Origin of the sequence: Erwinia plantamica (assembly GCF_043420595.1) — a bacterium.
Classification (GTDB): Bacteria; Pseudomonadota; Gammaproteobacteria; order Enterobacterales; family Enterobacteriaceae; genus Erwinia; species Erwinia aeris.
Window position 1 is genome coordinate 206,181 of record NZ_JBGCUC010000007.1, and the last position, 21,465, is coordinate 227,645.

16 protein-coding genes and 1 pseudogene are annotated in these 21,465 nt (G+C 58.5%); 10 read left to right on the forward strand and 7 right to left on the reverse strand.

Annotation, left to right across the window (positions count from 1 at the left end; all coding sequences use genetic code 11):
* Positions 1-66 precede the first annotated feature (66 nt).
* Positions 67-1,377: an MFS transporter gene (gene tcuC / locus AB3U87_RS09750; RefSeq protein ID WP_301730721.1), complete on the forward strand. Its 1,311-nt coding sequence runs from the start codon at positions 67-69 to the stop codon at positions 1,375-1,377.
* A gap of 9 nt (positions 1,378-1,386) precedes the next feature.
* Positions 1,387-2,181, forward strand: coding sequence for a substrate-binding domain-containing protein (locus tag AB3U87_RS09755; protein WP_301730722.1), 795 nt, complete (start codon positions 1,387-1,389; stop codon positions 2,179-2,181).
* On the opposite strand, the gene psrA is transcribed toward AB3U87_RS09755, so the two are convergent.
* Both psrA and AB3U87_RS09765 read right to left on the reverse strand, forming a co-directional pair.
* Positions 2,168-3,055, reverse strand: a complete 888-nt coding sequence (gene psrA / locus AB3U87_RS09760) for an L-proline-binding transcription factor PsrA (RefSeq protein WP_301730723.1) — start codon at positions 3,053-3,055, stop codon at positions 2,168-2,170. The two genes, AB3U87_RS09755 and psrA, sit on opposite strands and share 14 nt — an antisense overlap.
* A gap of 58 nt (positions 3,056-3,113) precedes the next feature.
* Positions 3,114-3,878 carry a DedA family protein gene (locus AB3U87_RS09765; RefSeq protein WP_253455306.1) on the reverse strand — a complete coding sequence of 255 codons (765 nt, stop codon included), beginning with the start codon at positions 3,876-3,878 and terminating at the stop codon, positions 3,114-3,116.
* Positions 3,879-4,109: 231 nt separating this feature from the next.
* On the opposite strand from AB3U87_RS09765, the gene polB reads away from it, so the two are divergent.
* The 3 genes from polB to rluA all read left to right on the forward strand — a co-directional run bounded on the left by polB (position 4,110) and on the right by rluA (position 10,201).
* Positions 4,110-6,470 (forward strand): DNA polymerase II, encoded by a 2,361-nt coding sequence (polB, locus tag AB3U87_RS09770; RefSeq protein ID WP_394148899.1) that lies wholly within the window; start codon positions 4,110-4,112, stop codon positions 6,468-6,470.
* A gap of 132 nt (positions 6,471-6,602) precedes the next feature.
* The gene (gene rapA, locus AB3U87_RS09775; protein ID WP_253455308.1) at positions 6,603-9,509 is read left to right on the forward strand and encodes an RNA polymerase-associated protein RapA; all 2,907 of its coding nucleotides are present in this window, start codon (positions 6,603-6,605) and stop codon (positions 9,507-9,509) included.
* A 41-nt stretch (positions 9,510-9,550) separates the two neighbouring features.
* Positions 9,551-10,201: a bifunctional tRNA pseudouridine(32) synthase/23S rRNA pseudouridine(746) synthase RluA gene (gene rluA, locus AB3U87_RS09780; RefSeq protein ID WP_125288964.1), complete on the forward strand. Its 651-nt coding sequence runs from the start codon at positions 9,551-9,553 to the stop codon at positions 10,199-10,201.
* A gap of 29 nt (positions 10,202-10,230) precedes the next feature.
* Here the strand turns inward: rluA and AB3U87_RS09785 are convergent, their stop codons facing one another.
* From AB3U87_RS09785 to djlA, 5 genes and pseudogenes are all read right to left on the reverse strand, one after another.
* Entirely contained in the window at positions 10,231-11,178 is a 948-nt protein-coding gene (locus tag AB3U87_RS09785) for a glycyl-radical enzyme activating protein (RefSeq protein WP_394148900.1), read from the reverse strand.
* Positions 11,141-13,507, reverse strand: a pseudogene (gene cutC / locus AB3U87_RS09790) (choline trimethylamine-lyase); the annotation flags it as partial. The gene AB3U87_RS09785 and the pseudogene cutC, both read right to left, overlap by 38 nt.
* A 20-nt stretch (positions 13,508-13,527) precedes the next feature.
* Entirely contained in the window at positions 13,528-13,854 is a 327-nt protein-coding gene (locus AB3U87_RS09795; protein WP_253455311.1) for a DMT family transporter, read from the reverse strand.
* A gap of 2 nt (positions 13,855-13,856) precedes the next feature.
* Entirely contained in the window at positions 13,857-14,219 is a 363-nt protein-coding gene (locus AB3U87_RS09800) for a DMT family transporter (protein WP_253455312.1), read from the reverse strand.
* 305 nt (positions 14,220-14,524) lie between these two features.
* Positions 14,525-15,346, reverse strand: coding sequence for a co-chaperone DjlA (djlA, locus tag AB3U87_RS09805; RefSeq protein WP_253455313.1), 822 nt, complete (start codon positions 15,344-15,346; stop codon positions 14,525-14,527).
* 147 nt (positions 15,347-15,493) lie between these two features.
* On the opposite strand from djlA, the gene lptD reads away from it, so the two are divergent.
* The 5 genes from lptD to apaG are packed head-to-tail and all read left to right on the forward strand — an operon-like array spanning position 15,494 to position 21,419.
* A complete protein-coding gene (lptD, locus tag AB3U87_RS09810; protein ID WP_253455314.1) occupies positions 15,494-17,890 on the forward strand; it encodes an LPS assembly protein LptD in 2,397 nt (798 codons plus the stop codon).
* A gap of 54 nt (positions 17,891-17,944) precedes the next feature.
* On the forward strand, positions 17,945-19,240 hold the full coding sequence (gene surA / locus AB3U87_RS09815; protein WP_253455315.1) for a peptidylprolyl isomerase SurA: 1,296 nt from the start codon (positions 17,945-17,947) through the stop codon (positions 19,238-19,240).
* Entirely contained in the window at positions 19,230-20,222 is a 993-nt protein-coding gene (gene pdxA, locus AB3U87_RS09820; RefSeq protein WP_253455316.1) for a 4-hydroxythreonine-4-phosphate dehydrogenase PdxA, read from the forward strand. Before surA ends, pdxA begins: the two co-directional genes overlap by 11 nt.
* The gene (gene rsmA, locus AB3U87_RS09825) at positions 20,215-21,042 is read left to right on the forward strand and encodes a 16S rRNA (adenine(1518)-N(6)/adenine(1519)-N(6))-dimethyltransferase RsmA (RefSeq protein WP_253455317.1); all 828 of its coding nucleotides are present in this window, start codon (positions 20,215-20,217) and stop codon (positions 21,040-21,042) included. Before pdxA ends, rsmA begins: the two co-directional genes overlap by 8 nt.
* A 2-nt stretch (positions 21,043-21,044) precedes the next feature.
* On the forward strand, positions 21,045-21,419 hold the full coding sequence (gene apaG, locus AB3U87_RS09830; RefSeq protein ID WP_394148902.1) for a Co2+/Mg2+ efflux protein ApaG: 375 nt from the start codon (positions 21,045-21,047) through the stop codon (positions 21,417-21,419).
* Positions 21,420-21,465: the final 46 nt, after the last annotated feature.

The window sequence follows — 21,465 nt, forward strand, 5'->3', positions numbered from 1 at the left end:
CGATTTACTCAGCCAGTCTTCAAAGCAGGCGCGGCAAAAAGCGTCACTGACAAACTGGAGATCGCTATGCACCTTACTTCTGGCTTACCCCTGTCCCTGCGCGCCCGCATCGGCGCCATATTTCGCGTTACCTCAGGCAATTTTCTGGAGCAGTTTGATTTCTTTCTGTTCGGTTTTTACGCCACCTATATCGCGCACACTTTTTTTCCGGCAAGTAGCGAGTTCGCTTCGCTGATGATGACTTTTGCCGTCTTCGGCGCGGGTTTTCTGATGCGGCCTGTCGGCGCAATCGTGCTGGGTGCCTATATCGATAAGGTTGGCCGACGCAAAGGGTTGATTGTGACGCTTTCCATCATGGCGGCGGGGACTTTCCTGATTGTGCTTATCCCGTCTTATCAGGCCATCGGCCTTTGGGCGCCGCTGCTGGTGCTGACGGGGCGTTTACTTCAGGGTTTCTCTGCCGGCGCAGAGCTGGGCGGCGTATCGGTTTATCTGGCTGAAATCGCCACGCCGGGACGCAAGGGCTTCTATACCAGCTGGCAGTCAGCCAGTCAGCAGGTCGCCATCATGGTGGCGGCAGCGATGGGCTTTGCCCTTAACGCCCTCCTTGAGGAAACCGCCATCCGCGAATGGGGCTGGCGTCTGCCGTTTCTGTTTGGCTGCCTGATTGTGCCTTTCATCTTTGTTCTGCGCCGCAAGCTGGAAGAGACGCAGGAGTTTAACGCCCGTCGTACTCATCTGGCGATGAGGCAGGTTTTTGCCACGCTGCTGGCTAACTGGCAGGTGGTTATCGCCGGAATGCTGATGGTCGCAATGACCACCACGGCTTTTTATCTGATTACCGTTTACGCCCCGACCTTCGGCAAGAAAGTGCTGATGCTCAGCGCCTCCGACAGCCTGCTGGTTACGCTGCTGGTCGCTATCTCGAATTTTTGCTGGCTTCCTATAGGCGGCGCGCTGTCCGATCGCTTCGGCCGCAAACCGGTGCTGATTACCATGACGCTGCTGGCGCTCGCCACCGCCTGGCCTGCCCTTCGCCTGCTCGCTGGCGCGCCGGGCTTTTATATGATGCTGGGCGTGCTGCTGTGGCTGTCTTTTATTTATGGCCTTTATAATGGCGCGATGATCCCGGCACTGACAGAAATTATGCCGCCGGAAGTCAGAGTGGCCGGATTCTCGCTCGCCTATAGCCTGGCGACAGCGATCTTTGGCGGATTTACGCCCGTCGTCTCCACCGGCCTGATTGAGCTGACGGGCGATAAAGCCTCGCCGGGATACTGGATGAGCTTTGCCGCCGTATGCGCCCTGCTGGCCACGCTTTATCTCTATCGTCGCAGCGCGACGTCTGTTCAGCCGGTCGCCAGACCGCTCAGCTAAGGAAAAATCATGAATCAGACAGGAAGATTTCTTTGTGTATTGCCGCTTCTTTTTCTCCTCAGCTCGGGCGTGCAGGCCAAAGCGTTGACGGTCATGATATCCGGCGGCTTCAGCGCCGCCTGGGAAAAGCTCGCGCCGCGTTTTGCCGCGCAGGAGGGCTATAAAATCACCACGGTATCCGGCCCGTCGATGGGCCAGTCGCCGCAGGCCATTCCCGCCAGGCTGGCTCGCGGTGAACAGGCGGACGTGGTCATTATGGTTGGCGACGCGCTGGAAAAGCTGGATAAGGCGGGCTGGCTGGCTAAAAACTCCCGCGTGGAGCTGGCCGATTCGCCCGTGGGCGCGGTCGTTAAAAAAGGCACCACGCCCGTCAACATTAAAACGGAGCAGGCGCTGCGGGCGGCGCTGTTACAGGCGCAGTCCGTTGCCTATTCCGACAGCGCAAGCGGCAGATATGTCAGCGGGCAGTTGTTTGCAAAGCTGGGCATTGCGGAGCAAATGAAGAGCAAGGCGCAGATGATAGAGCGGATCCCGGTAGCGCGTGTTGTCGCTGAAGGGCAATACGCGCTGGGCTTTCAGCAGGTTAGCGAGCTGCTTCCCGTTGCCGGCGTCACCTTTATCGGCGAGCTGCCGGCCAGCGTGCAGTACACCACCCGCTTCGCCGGGGCCGTAACGAAAACCTCGGCCAATGCGCAGGAGGCGCAAAAGCTGCTGCGCTATCTTTCGTCGGCGGCGGTGCAGGAGAGCATTCGCGCCACCGGCCTGAAAACCGTGGCAACGCCCCAGGCGGCTACCGTTCAGTAATTAGCTTTTCAAGCTCGGCGGCGACGTGCGACAGCACCCTTCCGCTGCGCTTAAGTAAGCCAACCGTCCGCTGCACTACCGGTTCTGTCAGCGGCACGCTGGTGAGCACGGAATGGCCTGAATACGGCATCGACATAGCGGGTACGGCGGCAATGCCGAGGCCCGCTTCAACCATACCCAGCATGGTGGTGACATGGCGGGTTTCGCAAATACTGGGACGTTCCGGCACGATGTGCGCCAGCGCCTGATCGAGCAGGTTGCGGTTGCCGGAGGTCTTATCAAGGCCAATCCAGGCCTGCTGATAAAACGCCTTCCACGTAAGCGCTTTACTCCCCGCAAGCGGATGCTCATGCCGACAGGCAGCGACGTATCTGTCCGCCAGCAGCGGCAAAAATTCAATATCCGCCTGCGTACGGCCTGCAAAGCTGATGCCGAAATCCGCCTGGCCGCTGACAACGGAGTCGTACACATTGCTGGCGCTGCTGTCGATCAGCTTAACGCGCACTCTGGGATAGCGGCTCTGAAAGCGGCGGATAACATCCGGCATAAAATAATAGGCGGCGGAAGGGACGCTGGCGACAGTGACCAGCCCGGTACGGTTCTGGCTGACCTCGCTCAGATCCGCCATCACATCTTCGAAATCCGTCAGCAGCCGCCCCGATCGCTCGGCAAAGTTTTGTCCGGCCAGCGTCAGGCTGACGCGACGGGTCGTGCGTTCAAACAGCTTCAGGCCCAGCGCATTTTCCAGCTTGTCTATACGGCGGCTAAGGGCGGACTGAGACAAGCAGATCGACTCCGCCGCAAGGCGGAAGTTGCCGTATTCCACCAGCGCCCGAAAGGCGTAAAGATCGTTCAGGTCTACGTTTACCGGCATCTCTGTTTATCCCTTCAGCAGTCGCAGGCGCGGCCCCGGCCGGGCCGCTTTTGATGATCTAGCCGATAAACACCTGCCACAGCAGATGGCGGAAGATGGGCATCATCGGATGGAACTGGATCGCCACGAAGCTGGCGACGCCCGCCGCCATCATCAGCGGCGCGAGCCAGCGCAGGCGGCTCTCCGGCAAATAGGCCGTCGCCCAGTCATGTTGTTTTTTGGCGCGCAGCCAGCGCCAGCCCAGCCAGCCGCCCAGCCACACCAGCAGCGCTACCGCCAGCAGCAGCCATTTAAACAGGCTGCTGCTGGCGTCCTTCGGCACGTCAATCGCCACGCCAGCCAGGATGCCCGGCAGCAGGTACAGAGGCGGCCACAGCACGCAGCCGATTAAATTAGGCGGGATAAACTTCTTTACCGGCAGCTCCAGCATCCCCGCCACCAGCGGGATCAGCGGCCGCGTCGGGCCGATAAAGCGGCCGATAATAATGGTAAACATGCTGTGCTGATGCAGCGCGTGTTCGGTTTTATCCATCAGCGGCTGATGCTTTTTAATAAATGACCAGCGGTGCAGCGGCCCTTTGAACTGCCAGCCGATAAAGTAGGAGATCCAGTCGCCCAGCAGGCAGCCGATAATCCCCACGCCCCAGGCCGGATAAAGACTGATTTGTCCGCTGCCGACCAGTGCGCCCAGCGAGGCCATCAGCACGGTGCCCGGCAGCAGCAGCCCAACCAGCGCCAGCGACTCGAAAAAGGCGACCAGGCCTACTGCCAGTAAAGACCAGGCAACTGATTGAGTTATAAGGTGTTCCAGCCAGGCTTCCATAGATTTCACATTCTGTTTATTGGAAAGCCGGATTGTCCTGGCCCGTCCGGGATCCGTCAAGCGCTGTTTTGTATGGGAATGCGGATATTTCTTCTGTTCAGGTAAAGAAGAAAAGCGCTTGCCGGTGAGCGGCGCTGGCGAAGTAAGAACTGTATAAATAAACATGCTATTATAGGCCCGCATGGCGGTGAACAGCCCCGTATTCCATTCCCAGCCGCTCAGGAGGTTCAGGTGAACGACGCGCGCGCAGGCTTTCTGCTGACCCGACACTGGCGGGATACGCCCAGCGGCACGGAGATCGTGCTGTGGCTGGCCACGGACGACTGCCCGCAGCGGATCGTGCTGCCGCCGCAGGAGTCGGTCGCCTTTATTCCGCAGCAGCAGCTGGCGCAGGCGGAAACCCTGCTGCGTGCCGAAAAAGATATCAGGCTGACGCCGCTGACGCTGAAGGACTTCCGCCAGCGTCCGGTCGCCGGGCTTTACTGCAAACAGTATCGGCAGCTGCAAAAGCTGGAGAAGCTGCTGCGCGAAAACGGCGTGATGGTTTATGAAGCGGATATCCGCCCGCCCGATCGTTTCCTGATGGAGCGTTTTATCACCGCGCCGGTATGGTTCAGCGGCCAGCAGGTCGGCGGCAGCCTGACGCAGGCGCGGCTTAAACCTAACCCGGACTATCGCCCGCCGCTGAAGTGGGTGTCGCTGGACATTGAAACCACGCGCCACGGCGAGCTTTACTGCATCGGGCTGGAAGGCTGCGGCCAGCGCGTGGTTTATATGTTAGGGCCGGAAAACGGCGACGCCAGCCGCCTGGACTTCAGGCTGGAATATGTCGCCAGCCGTCCTGCGCTGCTGGAAAAACTCAACGCCTGGTTTGCCGAACACGATCCGGACGTGCTGATCGGCTGGAACGTGGTGCAGTTTGATCTCAGGATGCTGCAAAAACATGCCGACCGCTATGGCATCCCGCTGCGGCTGGGCCGCAACAGCGAAGCGCTGGAGTGGCGCGAGCACGGCTTCAAGCCGGGGATCTACTTTGCGCAGGCGACCGGGCGGCTGATTATCGACGGCATCGAGGCGCTGAAATCCGCCTTCTGGGATTTCCCCTCCTTTAGCCTGGAATCGGTCTCGCGCGAGCTGCTGGGCGAAGGCAAAGCCATTAATAATCCGTGGGACAGGATGCAGGAGATCGACCAGCGCTTTGCGGAAGACAAACCGGCGCTGGCGCACTACAACCTGAAAGACTGCGAGCTGGTCACGCGCATTTTCCAGCGTACCGAGATCATGCCTTTTCTGCTGGAGCGCGCCACCGTCAACGGCCTGCCTGCGGATCGGCATGGCGGCTCGGTCGCCTCGTTCAGCCATCTTTATCTGCCGCGTATGCATCGCGCCGGCTACGTTGCGCCGAATATGGGCGAAGTCGCGCCGGAGGCGAGTCCGGGCGGCTACGTGATGGACTCGCGGCCAGGCCTTTATGACTCGGTGCTGGTGCTGGATTACAAAAGCCTTTATCCCTCGATTATCCGTACCTTTCTGATTGACCCGGTCGGGCTGGCCGAAGGCATGGCGCATCCCGACGACAGCGAGTCGGTCAGCGGCTTTCGCGGCGCGCGTTTCTCCCGCACCCTGCACTGCCTGCCGGAGATCGTCGGTCAGATCTGGCAGGGCCGCGAAACGGCCAAAAAGCACGGCAACAAGCCGCTGTCGCAGGCGCTGAAAATCATTATGAACGCGCTGTACGGCGTGCTGGGCACCAGCGCCTGTCGCTTTTTCGATCCGCGGCTGGCCTCCTCCATCACGCTGCGCGGCCATGAAATCATGCGCCAGACGCGGGAGCTGATAGAGGCGGAAGGCTATGACGTGATTTATGGCGATACCGACTCCACCTTCGTCTGGCTGAAAACGCCGCACGACGAGGCGTCGGCCGCCGCGATTGGCCGTCGGCTGGTGGAAAAAATCAACGCCTGGTGGCAGCAGCATCTGCAGGAAACGCTGGGGCTGACCAGCGCGCTGGAGCTGGAGTACGAAACCCACTTCAGTCGTTTTCTGATGCCGACCATTCGCGGCGCGGAACAGGGCAGCAAAAAACGCTACGCCGGTTTGATCCGCGAAGGCGACCAGGAGCGCATGGTGTTTAAAGGGCTGGAGACGGTGCGCACCGACTGGACGCCGCTGGCGAAAAATTTTCAGCAGGCGCTTTATCTGCGGATTTTCAAACGGCAGCCCTATCAGGATTACATCCGCGAAACCGTGCGGCAGCTGCTGGATGGCGAACTGGACGAGCAGCTGACCTACAGCAAAAAGCTGCGCCGCCCGCTGGAAGATTATCAGCGCAACGTGCCGCCGCACGTGCGCGCCGCGCGCCTTGCCGATGAGCAGAACCGCCAGCTGGGCCGCCCGTTGCAGTATCAAAAAGGCGGCCGGATCCGCTACGTTATCGCCACGTCAGGGCCGGAGCCGCTGGAGGCACGCCTGACGCCGCTGGACTACGATCACTACCTTTCCCGCCAGCTGCAGCCCGTTGCGGAAGGCATTTTGCCTTTCGTGCAGGATGACTTTGCTACACTGGTAACAGGTCAGTTGGGGCTTTTTTGACAGGTGACGAACGCGCCACCTTCCAGTACCATAGCGCCCTTCCTGCAAAACGAAATGAATCTGCCGGGCTTTATTGCCGGGCAGCCGTGCTATTGCCTGAAATAACCTCTACGAGAATCGAGCCGAATATCTATGCCTTTTACACTTGGTCAACGCTGGATCAGCGATACGGAAAGCGAACTGGGATTAGGAACTATTGTTGCGGTAGATGCGCGCATGGTCACACTGCTTTTCCCCGCCACCGGCGAGAACCGTCTTTACGCTAAAAATGATTCGCCTATTACTCGTGTGATCTTCAACCCGGGCGACACCGTTACCAGTCACGAAGGCTGGCAGCTGGAGGTGGCGGAAGTCGTGACCGAAAACGGTCTGGTCAGCTATATCGGCACCCGGCTTGATACCGAAGAGTCCGGCGTGATGCTGCGTGAAGTCATGCTCGACAGCAAGCTGGTGTTCAGCAAGCCGCAGGACCGCCTGTTTGCCGGCCAGCTGGATCGCATGGATCGCTTCGCGCTGCGTTTTCGCGCGCGTAAATACCAGAGCGAACAGTATCGCCTGCCGGTCAGCGGCCTGCGCGGCATGCGCACCAGCCTGATCCCGCACCAGCTGCATATCGCGCACGACGTAGGCCGTCGCCACGCGCCGCGCGTGCTGCTGGCTGATGAAGTGGGCCTTGGCAAAACCATCGAAGCGGGCATGATTATTCATCAGCAGCTGCTGGCCGGTCGCGCCGAGCGCGTGCTGATCGTCGTGCCGGAAACGCTACAGCACCAGTGGCTGGTGGAAATGCTCCGCCGCTTTAACCTGCGCTTTGCCCTGTTTGACGACGATCGCTACGCGCAGGCGCGCCTGGACAGCGACAACGCTTTCGATACCGAACAGCTGGTAATCTGCTCGCTCGACTTTGTGCGCCGCAACAAGCAGCGTCTGGAGATGCTGGCGGAAGCAGAGTGGGATCTGCTGATCGTCGACGAGGCGCATCACCTGGCCTGGGAAGAGGGTCAGCCAAGCCGCGAATATCAGGTAATTGAGCAGCTGGCCGAGCAGATCCCCGGTGTGCTGCTGCTGACCGCGACGCCGGAACAGCTGGGCATGGAGAGCCACTTTGCCCGTCTGCGCCTGCTGGACCCGGATCGCTTCCACGACTTTGCCACTTTTGTTGAAGAGCAGCAGCATTTTCAGCCGATTGCCGATGCGGTTTCCGGCCTGCTGGCCGATAAGGCGATTGATAACGACGCCCTGAATATGCTGAACGACCTGATGGGCGAGCAGGATATCGAGCCGCTGCTCCAGGTTGCCAACAGCGATCGCGAAGGCAAGCTGGAAGCGCGTCAGGAGCTGATCAGCATGTTGATGGATCGCCACGGCACCAGCCGCGTGCTGTTCCGCAACACCCGTAACGGCGTCAAAGGCTTTCCGAAACGCGAACTGCATCAGATCCGCCTGCCGCTGCCGACGCAGTATCAGACGGCGATCAAGGTGTCCGGCATCATGGGCGCGCGTAAGGCGGCCGATGAGCGCGCGCGCGACATGCTCTATCCGGAGCAGATTTATCAGGAATTTGAAGGCGACAGCGGCACCTGGTGGAACTTCGATCCGCGCGTCGAATGGCTGATGGGCTTTTTGACCAGCCATCGCGACAGCAAGGTGCTGGTTATCTGCGCCAAAGCCACCACCGCGCTCCAGCTGGAGCAGGTGCTGCGCGAGCGTGAAGGCATCCGCGCCGCCGTGTTCCATGAAGGGCTGTCGATTATTGAACGCGACCGCGCGGCGGCCTGGTTCGCCTCCGAAGAGGATGGCGCGCAGGTGCTGCTCTGCTCGGAAATCGGTTCCGAAGGCCGTAACTTCCAGTTCGCCAGCCAGATGGTGATGTTCGATCTGCCTGCCAACCCGGATCTGCTGGAGCAGCGTATTGGCCGTCTTGACCGTATCGGTCAGGCGCACGATATCCAGATCCACGTGCCTTATCTGGAAAAAACCGCCCAGTCGGTGCTGGTGCGCTGGTATCACGAGGGGCTGGACGCCTTTGAGCATACCTGCCCGACCGGCCGCGCTATTTACGATACGGTCAGCGACCAGCTGGTGAACTATCTGGCCTCGCCGGAAAACAGCGAGGGGCTGGACGACTTTATCAGCGACTGCCGCGAGCAGCATAACGCGCTGAAAAGCAAGCTGGAACAGGGCCGCGACCGCCTGCTGGAGCTGAACTCCAACGGCGGTGAAAAAGCGCAGGCGCTGGCGGAAACCATCAGCGAGCAGGATAACCATATCGAGCTGGTTAACTTTGCGCTCAACCTGTTTGATATCGTCGGTATTAATCAGGAAGATCGCAGCGACAACCTGATCGTGCTGACGCCGGGCGATCACATGTTGGTGCCGGACTTCCCTGGTCTGCCGGAAGATGGCTGCACCATTACTTTCGATCGCAATCAGGCACTGTCGCGCGAAGACGCACAGTACGTCACCTGGGAGCATCCGATCATTCGCAACGGCCTGGATCTGATCCTGTCCGGCGATACCGGCAGCTGCGCGCTCTCGCTGTTGAAAAACAAGGCGCTGCCGGTCGGCACGCTGCTGGTGGAGCTGATCTACGTGGTGGAAGCGCAGGCGCCGAAACAGCTTCAGCTGACGCGCTTCCTGCCGCCGACGCCGGTGCGGATGCTGGTTGATCGCAAGGGGACTAACCTGGCGGGTAAGGTCGAGTTCGAGAGCTTCAACCGTCAGCTGAACGCGGTCAATCGCCATACCGGCAGCAAGCTGGTTAACGCCGTACAGCAGGATGTGCACGAGATCCTGAAGCTGGCGGAAGGCCAGGCTGCCGAAGAAGCGCGCAAGCTGATCGAGATTGCCCGCACGGAAGCAAACGAGAACCTGAGCGCGGAGCTGTCGCGTTTGCAGGCGCTGAGCGCGGTCAATCCTAACATCCGTCAGGATGAGATCGACGCGCTGGAAAGCAATCGCGAGCAGGTGCTGGCGGCGCTTGATAGCGCGGGCTGGCGTCTTGACGCGCTGCGCCTGATCGTTGTCACGCATCAGTAATTAGCACGGGGCGGCTGCGGTCGCCCCACACAGGCAAAAAGATGGAACCCTATAATCCTCCGCAAGATCCCTTAGCCGTTCTTTATCAGGACGAGCATATTATCGTGGTCAACAAACCGAGCGGCCTGCTGTCGGTGCCCGGTCGGCTGCCCGAGCATAAAGACAGCGTGATGACGCGTCTTCAGCGCGATTTTCCGCTGGCGGAATCCGTACACCGCCTGGATATGGCAACCAGCGGTATTATCCTGGTCGCACTGACCAAAGCGGCCGAGCGGGAACTGAAACGCCAGTTCCGCGAGCGCGAGCCGAAAAAAACCTATCTGGCACGCGTCTGGGGTCATCCCGCGCAGGAAGAAGGGCTTATCGATTTGCCGCTGATCTGCGACTGGCCGCTGCGACCAAAGCAGAAAGTCTGCTTTGAAACCGGTAAACCGGCGCAGACCGAATATCAGGTGCTGGAGTATGCGGCGGATAACAGCGCACGCGTGCGGTTAAAGCCGATTACCGGCCGTTCTCATCAGCTTCGCGTGCATATGCTGGCGCTGGGGCATCCGATTCTGGGCGATAACTTTTACGCGCATGAAGAGGCCAGAGCGATGGCGCCGCGCCTGCTGCTGCACGCCGAGATGCTCACCATCACCCATCCCAAATACCAGACGCCGATGACTTTCCGTCAGCCGGCGGACTTCTGAACAAAGGCCTCTGTCGCCAGAGGCCTTATTCAGCCGATGCAGTGGGACAGCGTTGTCGTGTTTAACCCATACCGCACGGCCATTTTCTCCAGCTCCGCCACCCGCGGCTTGCCGCGATCGGGGTGCATTTCCTCATAAAGACACCGCCTGTCCGTCAGCACGTATTTGCGCAGGCCGAAATTGTGATAAGGCAGCAGATCGATGCCCTGAAAGCAGCGGCTGCCCTGCGTCAGGCTGGCGATGGCGCGCATCATCTTCTCCGCCTCTTTTCTGCTGTCGTTCACCTCAGGTATGACCGGAATGCGGATGCGCAGCGGGATCGTCTGCGTCAGCAGGCGCGTCAGGTTCTGCCAGATGCTGCGGTTGCTGACGCCGGTGTAGCGCTGGTGCAGGACGTCGTCGGCCAGCTTAACATCGTACAGGATCAGCTGGCTGGCTTCGCAGACCTGCCAGAGCGCGGGCCAGGCGGCAAAGCCGGAGGTTTCAACGGCGGTGTGGATCCCCTCCTGCCTGGCGCGGCGCAGTAAGGCACGGGAAAAATCAGGCTGCATGGCGGCCTCACCGCCGCTGAGCGTCATCCCGCCGCCTGAAGTACGGTAATAAAGCGCATCCGCCGCCACCGTGCGCATCACTTCGTCGACGCTAAGCGTTTTGCCCACCTTGCGCAGCGCCGCCGCCGGGCATTTCTGGTCATCCGGCCAGCTTTCATAGCCGACCGCCGCCATTTTAACGGCCGATCGGCCCGGACAGTGCTGCTCGCAAGGCGCTTTTGCACAGCGTTGCCGATCGAACAGGACTTCCGGCTGCGGCGCCAGGCTTTCCGGGTTGGCGCACCAGGCGCAGCGCATCTGGCACCCTTTCAGAAACACCACGGTGCGCACGCCGGGGCCGTCATGCAGAGAAAAGCGCTGAATATTGAATACGCTCCCGCTGGCGGCCTCAGAAAGACTGGAGCTGGGTACGGCTGATGATTTCATCCTGAACCTCGCGGCTGAGTTCAACGAAAAAGGCGCTGTAGCCCGCAACCCGGATCATCAGGTTGCGATACTGCCCGGGGTTTTCCTGCGCTTTTTTCAGCGTTTCGTTATCCACATAGCTGAACTGCATCTGTGCATTGCCCAGCAGGCTGGCGCTGCGCAGCAGGGTGATAATGCCCTGCTCGCCCTCTTCCGTATCCAGAATGCCGTGCAGCAGCTTAAAGTTATGCACCATGCCGATCTCCATCTCTTCGACATTGATCCGGCCAACGGAATTAATAATCGCCGTCGGGCCTGCATAGTCCGTCTGCTGGGAAGGGCTGATGCCGTCAGCGAGCGGCATACCGGCCAGTCGTCCGCTGGGCAGCGCGCCGGTGGTCAGGCCGAACGGCGTATTGTTAGAGATAGAAAGCGTCCCGTGGGTGAACGGCCCGTACAGCATCGAGTACCGGCGGTGCTCGCTTTCGATAAAGCGGATCAGATCGCGCGCGATCAGATCGACCTCTTCAATATCGTTGCCAAATTTGGCGACGTTCAGGCAGGCGTTGCGCAGCGTTTCGTGCCCGGAGAAATTATCACGCAGCGCCTGCGCCATCTGCGCTGGCGTCACCTGCTGCTGCTGATAAACCAGCTCGCGCATCACCATCATGGCGTTGGCGTAGTCCGCCATTCCCGTCCAGATCAGTCCTGGCCCGTTGTTAATTGCCGCGCCGCCGTGCATCACATCCTTTCCCTGCTCCAGACAGCCTTCGACCAGGCAGGAGATAAACGGCTTGGGCGCCAGCTCTTTATGCAGCTTTTGCATCATCAGCGTGGCTTCTGCGGCCTGCTTCACAATGTGGCACAGCTGCTGCCTGACTGCCTCCTCAAAGGCTTCCCAGCTTTTCAGCGTGGCGGCCTCGCCGGTCTGCGGCCCCATCTGGCTGCCGCTGGCGCTTCTGCCGTTATTTAGCGCCAGCTCAATGGCGCAGGTAAAGGTGGTATAGCCTACCGAGGTCCACTGATAGATGCGGCCAGAACGTTGCGGCTCTACGCAGCCCATCAGGCAGTAGTCGCGCGCATCGTCGTAATCGAAGCCTTTACGCAGCATCATTTTGATATGCGCGTCGTCAAAGTGACAGGCAGGGAAACCGATCCCGGCGCGGATCACCTCGACGATTTTGCGCATAAAAGGCTGCGGCGACTGGTTGTGGATCCGCACTGCCAGGCTTGGCTGATAAATTTTCAGCTTGCGCGAGCAGTCCATAATCAGCATGGAAAGCGGATTGGTGGCATCGCCGCCCTCGCGCTTCTGGCCGCCGACCACCAGATTGACAAAGGGCTGGTAGCCCGCGAAATACATGGCGGAACTGGCGCTGCAAATCCACATGCACTCGGACATTTTGATCATCCAGCAGCAAAGCAGCTCTTCCGCCTGTTCCTCCGTCAGCTCGCCGCTGGCAAGATCGGCCTGCAGCAGCGGCCACAGGTACTGATCGACACGGCCAAGCGAAATGCCGGTCTGGTTTTCTTCCAGAATAAACAGCGACTGCGCAAACCAGATGGCCTGTAGCGCTTCGTAAAAGGTGGCGGGCGGCTGTTCCGGCACGCGACGGCAAATAGCGGCCAGCTTTTCCAGCTCCGTTTTGCGCTGCGCGTCCGGCGTCTGCTCAGCCAGCGCCTGGGCGTAGTCGGCGTAGCGGTTGGCGTAATCCACCACGCCCTGACAGGTTTCCACGACCGCCTCATAGAAATAGCGCTTGTCCTGATCCTCGGGGCAGGTTGGCGAAAGCTTATCCAGCGCCGCCTGCGCTTCCCGCTGCACGCCGCCCATGCCTTTTTTCAGCAGGATGATGTCGTAGCCCGGACAGGTGTCGCCGCCGCCGTTTTGCGTTTTAATACTTAAATCACAAATTCCTTCAACGGTGCTCCATTCCCACAGCCCCGCGTGGCGCAGCCGGGTTTCCGCCACCTCATCCAGCGACCGCCCCTGCCAGAAAGGGAAAATCTCTTCACGCAGCTCGCGCTTTACCTCTTCGCTGATTTCATAGGGATCCTGCGCGCGCGTGGACATGGTATCCAGCTCGTCCGCCACCCAGCGCCAGGCGATTTCCGGCGACACTTCGCCACCGCGCGCCGCGCCTGCCGGATGACTGACAATCAGTTCATCTTCTGCAATCACCAGCGGCGCCGTGCGGCAGGCATGACGAAAGGCCATCGCGCGTAATAAAATAGCCGGCATCCCCGGATAGCGACGGTAAATTTCCGTGACCGCTCTGGCTCGCGCGGCCGAAATAAATGGCTTAGCCTGTAAATAACGCTCGCGCAGACGCTCAGCACGAGGTAAAAGCCGTGTGTTTATATCCTGCATTAAAATATCCCCATGGTAATACAGCCAATGCCGATAAGACCGATTCCCAGAACGGAATACTTATCGATCTTATTTCGATAAAAAATCACGCCAACCAGACTGATAATAACCACGCCCAGCCCGGCCCACAGGGCATAAGAAAGGCCAACGGAAAGCACAACAATCGCTTTTGATAATGCGTAAAAACAGGTGCCGTAAATTGCCATGACGCCCAGGGTCAGTCCCCAGCGTTTAAAATTATCGGTTTTAGGCAGCAGGCTGGTTGCCAGCACCTCCAGCAGGATGGCGATAAAAAGCCATAACAATCCCATCAGCGTACTGTGCATAATTAGTTTTCCTCCACGGTATCGTTACCGCGATCGCTTTTGGCCAGCAGATTAATCACCAGCACCCCGGCTATGATCATTAACAGGCCGACAATCGCGCCGCCGCTCAGGGAAACCTGGAACAGGAAGCGGTTGATCAGCGAAGTGGCGACAATCCCCAGCCCGGCCCACAGGGCATAGGCCAGGCCCAGCGGAATTTTTTTAAGGGACAGCGATAAGAAATAATAGGAGAAACCATAAGCGGCCAGCGCCGTAAATGCCGGTAGCAGCACGGACATGCCTTTAGACAGCGCCAGCATCGTGGTAGCCGTTATTTCAGACGCGATAGCAACACAGAGAAAAAGAAAATATTTATCTTTATTCATATCTCATTAAGCCATTTTAATATTGTCAGGATTTTATTTCTCTATCATAGCGGCCCGCTGATAAACCCAGCATAAACATTTGCCGTTCGCTCAGACAGAACCTGTCTGTATATCATTCTGATTATTTATATTAACAATATAGCGCGCAGACGGGCTGCGGCATGATTACAGCCAGGCGAGATTAACAAGAAAGGGGAATTAAAAGACAAGGAGTTAATAAAAAATCAGCGTGATGTTAAAAAGAATATTAATAATAAAGCTGGCATTAAAAAGGCCGACGAAAACGCTCGTCGGCCGCTAACAAATTATTTAAACCCTTTTTCGCGCTTGATCAGATCGTAAGCCGCCTGGATCTCCTGCGCTTTTTGCTTCGCCATCTCCATCATCTGCGGCGGTAGCCCTTTGGCCACCAGCTTATCGGGATGGTGTTCGCTCATCAGCTTGCGATAGGCGCGCTTGATGGTCGCCGCATCGTCGCTGCTTTTTACGCCCAGCACGCTACAGGCATCTTCCAGCGTTGGCCCGCGCTGCGCCTGCGCATAGCCTTGCGAACCGGCACCGTGCTGATAGCCCCCGCCGCCGAACTGCTGACCGCCCTGCATCATCCGTAAAAACTGATCGAATTGCGCATGCGAAATCCCCAGCTCTTCCGCGATGACATACAGCACCTGACGTTCGTTAGGATGGAGCGAGCCGTCGGCAAACGCGGCCTGGATCTGGATTTCCAGAAACATCCTAATCAGATCGAAGCGGCCGAAGCAGGCGCTGCGCAGCTCCCGCAGCTTGTCGCGCAGCGGGTAGTTGCCCTCTTTCCCCTGGCGAAAAGCCTGCTGCGCGGCCGTTCTCGCCTCGCCGTGCAGCTGCATACGATCCATCAACAATGACGCCATCTGGATGTCCGCATCGGTCACGCGGCCTTTTGACTTGGTCAGATGGCCCATAACCTGAAAGGTGGTGCTGAAAAAGAGCGCCTGACGGGTCTGCTGATTAGCAAAATAGCCCTGCCCCTGAACCGCTCGCGCTTTATCAACCAAATGCCCGAAGAGCAGGCCAATCGCCAGTCCCCAAAAGCCGGTGCCGCTTAACAAACCCAGCACAAGCCCGATTACTTTTCCCCAATAGCGCATATACTCCTCAATTCGCCATGCTGAAGGCTAAAAATTGCATTATCATACCCGTCATTTATCTCTGAGCCTAACGGCAACGCGGTCAAACAGCCTGGATAACACTAGCGCAACGCAGTTGAGTGCGTTAGTCTCTGACCGTTTGTCGGCATGATGCCAGCTATCACGGAATTTTCGATACCGCGTATGAAAAAACGACTACCTACTTTGCTGGCCACGCTTATCGGCTCAGCGCTCTACAGCCAGCAGGGTCTGGCAGATGACCTCGCCTCGCAGTGTATGCTGGGTGTACCGAGCTATAACCGGCCTCTGATTCAGGGTAAAAATACCAATGAACTGCCGGTTACTATCAACGCGGATCAAGCGAAAGGCAACTACCCTGACGATGCGGTGTTCAACGGCAACGTCGATATTCGCCAGGGCAACAGCCGTCTGCTTTCCGACGAGGTGCAGCTGCATCAGCGACAGCAGCCGGGCCAGACGACGCCGGTACGCACCGTTGACGCGCTGGGTAATGTGCAATACGACGACAATCAGGTCATCCTGAAAGGGCCGAAAGCCTGGTCGAATCTGAATACCAAAGACACCAACGTCTGGAACGGCACCTATCAAATGGTGGGCCGCCAGGGACGGGGTACCGGCGATCAGATGAAGCAGCGCGGTGAAAACCGCTATACCATCCTTGAAAACGGTACCTTCACCTCCTGTCTGCCCGGCGACAACAGCTGGAGCGTTGCAGGTACGCAGGTGATCCAGGATCGTGAAGAGCAGGTCGCGGAAATCTGGAACGCCCGCTTTAAGATCGGCGCGGTGCCGGTGCTGTACAGCCCTTATCTACAGCTACCGATTGGCGACCGCCGCCGTTCGGGCTTTTTGATCCCCAACGCGAAATTCGGCAGCTCCAACGGCTTTGAATTTATTCTGCCTTACTACTGGAACATTGCGCCGCAGGCTGATGCCACCATCACGCCGCACTATATGAGCAAGCGCGGCCTGCAGTGGCAGAACGAATTCCGCTACCTGACCAAGGCGGGCGCGGGCTTGGTTGAGTTTGATTATCTGCCGAGCGACGACCAGTACAATAAAGATGCCGCCACGCGCGGGATGACCGACGACAAAGATTCTAACCGCTGGCTCTTCTTCTGGCGGCACTCCGGCGTCTACGATCAGAACTGGCGCTTTAACGTTGATTACACCAAGGTCAGCGATCTTTACTACTTTACCGATCTGGATTCCACCTACGGCGACTCGACCGACGGCTACGTTACGCAGAAATTCAGCGTAGGCTACGCAGAGAAAAACTGGGATGCGACGCTGTCGACCAAGCAGTTCCAGATCTTCTCCACCCAGACCAATAACGACGTTTACCGCGCCGAGCCGCAGTTCGATTATAACTACTATCAGAACAACGTCGGCCCGTTCGATACGCATCTCTATGCGCAGGCGGTGAAGTTTACCAACGTTAACGATAATTACCCGGATGCAACGCGTTTGCACCTGGAACCGACTATCAACCTGCCGCTTTCCAACGGCTGGGGCAGCCTTAATACCGAAGCGAAACTGCTGGCGACGCACTATCAGCAGGATGACGTCGAGTATTACAACAACAACGTTGATACCAGCAAAGTCAACCAGCTGAAAAGCAGCGTAAACCGCGTTATGCCGCAGTTTAAGGTCGACGGCAAGATGGTATTTGACCGCGATATGGACTGGTCGGAAGGCTACACGCAGACGCTGGAACCGCGTATGCAGTACCTCTACCTTCCCTATCGCGATCAGAGCACCGTGCGCGCTTACGACTCAACGCTGCTGCAAAGCGACTATACCGGCCTGTTCCGCGACCGCACCTATAGCGGCCTGGATCGCATCGCTTCCGCTAATCAGCTGACCAGCGGCGTGACTACGCGAATATTTGATAACGATTTGGTTGAACGTTTTAACGCTTCCATTGGTCAAATCTACTCGTTTACCCCGGCCCGTACCGGACTGGAGAACGCAGACAGCGACGATCGCGGCAGCCTGGTCTGGGCTGGCGACACCTACTGGAAGATTAGCGATCGCTGGGGCGCGCGCGGCGGTGTGCAGTACGACACCCGCATCGATAACGTTTCCCAGGGCAACGCCGTTCTGGAATATCGTCGGGATGCCGATCGTCTGGTGCAGCTGAACTACCGCTACACCAGCCCCGAATATATTCAGCAGACGCTGAGCCAGATTAAGAACCCTGGCTACCAGCAGGGGATTTCGCAGGTAGGCGCCACGGCCAGCTGGCCAATCGCCGATGCCTGGTCGGTGGTCGGTGCCTGGTATTACGATACCAAGGCCAAACAGCCTGCCGATCAGCTGCTGGGCGTCCAGTACAGCTCTTGCTGCTACGCTATTCGTCTGGGTTATGAACGTAAAATCACCAATTGGGAAAACGACAGCAGCACGTACGACAACAAAATCTCGTTCAACATTGAGCTGCGCGGCCTGAGCTCATCCTATGGTCTGGGCACCGGGCAAATGCTGCGACAGGGCATCCTGCCTTATCAGCGCTCTTTCTGATGTTGTGATAATTAGTATGCCAACCCGCAGTGCGGATAGAAAAATGGAAAAAGTATGAAGAACTGGAGAATGCTGATCCTGGGGGCTGCGCTCACTGCCAGCACCGCGTTTGCAGCACCGCAAGTTGTTGATAAAGTAGCCGCCGTGGTCAATAACGGCGTTGTGTTAGAAAGCGATGTCGACGGCATGATGCGGTCGGTGAAAAGTCAGGCACAGCAGGCTGGTCAGCAGCTGCCGGATGATAAAACGCTGCGTCACCAGATTGTCGAACGCCTGGTGATGGACAATATTCTGCTGCAAATGGCGAAACAGGCGGGGATCCAGATCCAGGACGATCAGCTCGATCAGGCGATTGCCAATATCGCCGCTCAGAACAAGATGAGCGTGGATCAGCTGCGTAGCCGTCTGGCCTATGACGGTATGAACTACGCCACCTATCGCGAGCAGATCCGTAAAGAGATGACCATTGCCGAAGTCCGCAACAACGAAGTACGTCGTCGCGTGACTATTCTGCCGCAGGAAGTGGATTCGCTGGCGACGCAGGTTTCCTCGCAGAACAACGCGTCTACCGAGCTGAACCTCAGCCACATTCTGCTGCCGCTGCCGGAAAACCCGACGCAGCAGCAGGTGGACGAGCAGGAAGATCTGGCGAAACAGCTGGTCAGCCAGGCTAAAGGCGGCGCGGACTTCGGCAAGCTGGCGATCACCTACTCCGCCGATCCGCAGGCGCTGAAAGGCGGCAATATGGGCTGGGGCCGCATCCAGGAACTGCCTTCGCTGTTCGCGCAGTCGCTGGTTACGGCGAAGAAAGGCGATATCATCGGCCCAATCCGTTCCGGCGTAGGCTTCCATATCCTGAAAGTGAACGACGTTCGCGGCGACAAACAGAGCATCTCCGTGACGGAAGTGCACGCTCGTCATATTCTGCTCAAGCCGTCGCCGGTGATGACGGACGATCAGGCGCGCCAGAAGCTGACGCAGGTTGCGGCTGAAATCAACAGCGGCAAAACCACCTTCGCGCAGGCCGCTAAACAGCTTTCTCAGGATCCCGGCTCCGCCAACCAGGGCGGCGATCTTGGCTGGAGCTCGCCAGAGGTGTACGATCCCGCCTTCCGCGACGCGCTGCTGAAACTGAAAAAAGGCCAGATGAGCGCGCCGGTGCACTCCTCTTTCGGCTGGCACCTGATCCAGCTGATGGATACGCGCCAGGTTGATAAAACCGACGCGGCGCAGAAAGAGCGTGCTTACCGCCTGCTGTTTAACCGTAAATTTGCGGAAGAAGCGCAAACCTGGATGCAGGAGCAGCGCGCCTCTGCCTATGTGAAAATTCTGGATGCCAATGCTCAGTAATATGCGCGTGGCGATCACTCCCGGCGAACCCGCCGGGATTGGTCCCGATGTCACACTACAACTGGCCCAGCGCGACTGGCCAGTTGAACTGGTCGTCGTCGCCGATCCAGCTTTGCTGCGCGAGCGCGCGGCAAAGCTGGGCCTCCCTCTGACGCTGCGTGACTATCAGCCGGGCGTTGCTGCCCGGCCACAGGCTGCCGGCACCCTGACCGTGCTGCCCGTTAGCGCGCCGCAGCCGGTAAAAGCTGGCGAGCTTTGCGTCGCCAACGGCCACTACGTGCTGGATACGCTGGCTCGCGCCTGCGACGGCTGCCTTAACGGCGAATTTGCGGCGCTGGTTACCGGGCCGGTACACAAGGGCGTGATCAACGACGCCGGTATCCCGTTCAGCGGCCATACCGAGTTTTTCGCCGAGCGCGCAGGCTGTGCCCGCGTGGTGATGATGCTGGCGACGGAAGCGCTGCGGGTCGCGCTGGCGACCACGCATCTGCCGTTAAAAGACGTCTCCGCCGCCATTACCCGCGACAGCCTGCATGAAGTGATCAACATCCTGCATGCCGATCTGCAAAGCAAGTTCGGTCTGGCGCAGCCGCATATTTTTGTCTGCGGCCTGAATCCGCACGCGGGCGAAGGCGGCCATATGGGACGTGAAGAAATTGACGTTATCATTCCGGCGCTTGACGAGCTGCGGCGCAGCGGCATCCAGCTGACCGGCCCGCTGCCGGCGGACACGCTGTTTCAGCCTAAATATCTTCAACATGCCGACGCGGTTCTGGCGATGTATCATGACCAGGGCCTGCCGGTACTGAAATACCAGGGCTTCGGGCGAGCGGTGAATATCACGCTCGGCCTGCCCTTTATCCGCACCTCCGTTGACCACGGCACCGCTTTAGAGCTGGCCGGCCAGGGCAACGCGGATGCGGGCAGCTTTATTACGGCGCTTAACCTCGCCATTACCATGATTAAGAGCAGTAATGAATAATCGCGTCCATCAGGGCCACTTCGCCCGCAAACGTTTTGGCCAGAACTTCCTTAACGATCAGTATATTATTGACAGCATCGTTTCCGCCATCCACCCTCAGCCCGGCGAGGCGGTAGTCGAAATCGGCCCCGGTCTGGGCGCGTTAACCGAACCGGTTGGCGACAGGCTGGAAGCGATGACGGTGATCGAACTCGACCGCGATCTGGCGGCTCGTTTGCAGACCCATCCGTTTTTAGGGCCAAAGCTGACGATTTTCCAGCAGGATGCCATGACCTTTGATTTCGCGGCCTACGCTCGTGAGAAAGGCCAGTCTCTGCGCGTCTTCGGCAACCTGCCCTATAACATCTCTACCCCGTTGATGTTCCACCTTTTCAGCTATACTGATGCGATCCGCGACATGCACTTTATGTTGCAGAAAGAGGTGGTCAACCGACTGGTTGCCGGGCCGGGCAGCAAAGCCTATGGTCGTCTGACGGTAATGGCGCAATATTACTGCCAGGTGATCCCGGTGCTGGAAGTGCCGCCGGAATCCTTTACGCCTGCGCCGAAAGTGGATTCCGCCGTGGTTCGTCTGGTTCCACACGCCACGATTATGAATCCGGTGCAGGATCTTAAAGTCCTCAGCAGGATCACCACCGAAGCGTTCGGCAAACGCCGTAAAACGTTGCGCAACAGCCTTGGCCATCTGTTTACGCTGGAAGCGCTGCAGGAGATGAATATCGATCCGACGCTGCGCGCGGAAAACATCTCCGTAGCCCAGTACTGCCAGCTGGCGAACTGGCTGTCTGCGCATCCTCAACAGACGCCGCAGGAGAGTTAAACATGGATACGCCCCGAGTTTGTGTGCATGTACAAAGCGCTTATATTGCGTCGCAGTCCGCGCCGGAAGAGAACCGCTACGTTTTTGCCTACACCATTACCATTCGTAATTTGGGGCGTCACGCCGTTCAACTGCTGGGCCGCTACTGGCTGATTACCAACGGCAACGGCCGCGAAACGGAAGTTCAGGGCGAAGGCGTTATCGGCGAACAGCCGCACATCGCACCCGCTGGCGAATTCCAGTACACCAGCGGCGCGGTACTGGAAACCCCTATGGGCACCATGCAGGGACACTATGGAATGATCGACAGCGAAGGCGAAGCTTTCCGCGTGGCGATCCCGGTGTTCCGGCTGGCCATCCCCAGCCACATACACTAATTCTGATTGCGATCCGGGCGCTGGTCCGGCGCTGAGGTTCGGATTG

Coding starts and splice junctions, on each gene's coding strand:
- psrA (WP_301730723.1), bottom strand. CDS start 3,055: ATGCCGGTAAACGTAGACCTGAACGATCTTTACGCCTTTCGGGCGCTG.
- apaG (WP_394148902.1), top strand. CDS start 21,045: ATGGATACGCCCCGAGTTTGTGTGCATGTACAAAGCGCTTATATTGCG.
- surA (WP_253455315.1), top strand. CDS start 17,945: ATGAAGAACTGGAGAATGCTGATCCTGGGGGCTGCGCTCACTGCCAGC.
- AB3U87_RS09755 (WP_301730722.1), top strand. CDS start 1,387: ATGAATCAGACAGGAAGATTTCTTTGTGTATTGCCGCTTCTTTTTCTC.
- AB3U87_RS09785 (WP_394148900.1), bottom strand. CDS start 11,178: ATGAAATCATCAGCCGTACCCAGCTCCAGTCTTTCTGAGGCCGCCAGC.
- AB3U87_RS09765 (WP_253455306.1), bottom strand. CDS start 3,878: ATGGAAGCCTGGCTGGAACACCTTATAACTCAATCAGTTGCCTGGTCT.
- AB3U87_RS09795 (WP_253455311.1), bottom strand. CDS start 13,854: ATGCACAGTACGCTGATGGGATTGTTATGGCTTTTTATCGCCATCCTG.
- djlA (WP_253455313.1), bottom strand. CDS start 15,346: ATGCGCTATTGGGGAAAAGTAATCGGGCTTGTGCTGGGTTTGTTAAGC.
- rapA (WP_253455308.1), top strand. CDS start 6,603: ATGCCTTTTACACTTGGTCAACGCTGGATCAGCGATACGGAAAGCGAA.
- rsmA (WP_253455317.1), top strand. CDS start 20,215: ATGAATAATCGCGTCCATCAGGGCCACTTCGCCCGCAAACGTTTTGGC.
- pdxA (WP_253455316.1), top strand. CDS start 19,230: ATGCTCAGTAATATGCGCGTGGCGATCACTCCCGGCGAACCCGCCGGG.
- rluA (WP_125288964.1), top strand. CDS start 9,551: ATGGAACCCTATAATCCTCCGCAAGATCCCTTAGCCGTTCTTTATCAG.
- lptD (WP_253455314.1), top strand. CDS start 15,494: ATGATGCCAGCTATCACGGAATTTTCGATACCGCGTATGAAAAAACGA.
- tcuC (WP_301730721.1), top strand. CDS start 67: ATGCACCTTACTTCTGGCTTACCCCTGTCCCTGCGCGCCCGCATCGGC.
- AB3U87_RS09800 (WP_253455312.1), bottom strand. CDS start 14,219: ATGAATAAAGATAAATATTTTCTTTTTCTCTGTGTTGCTATCGCGTCT.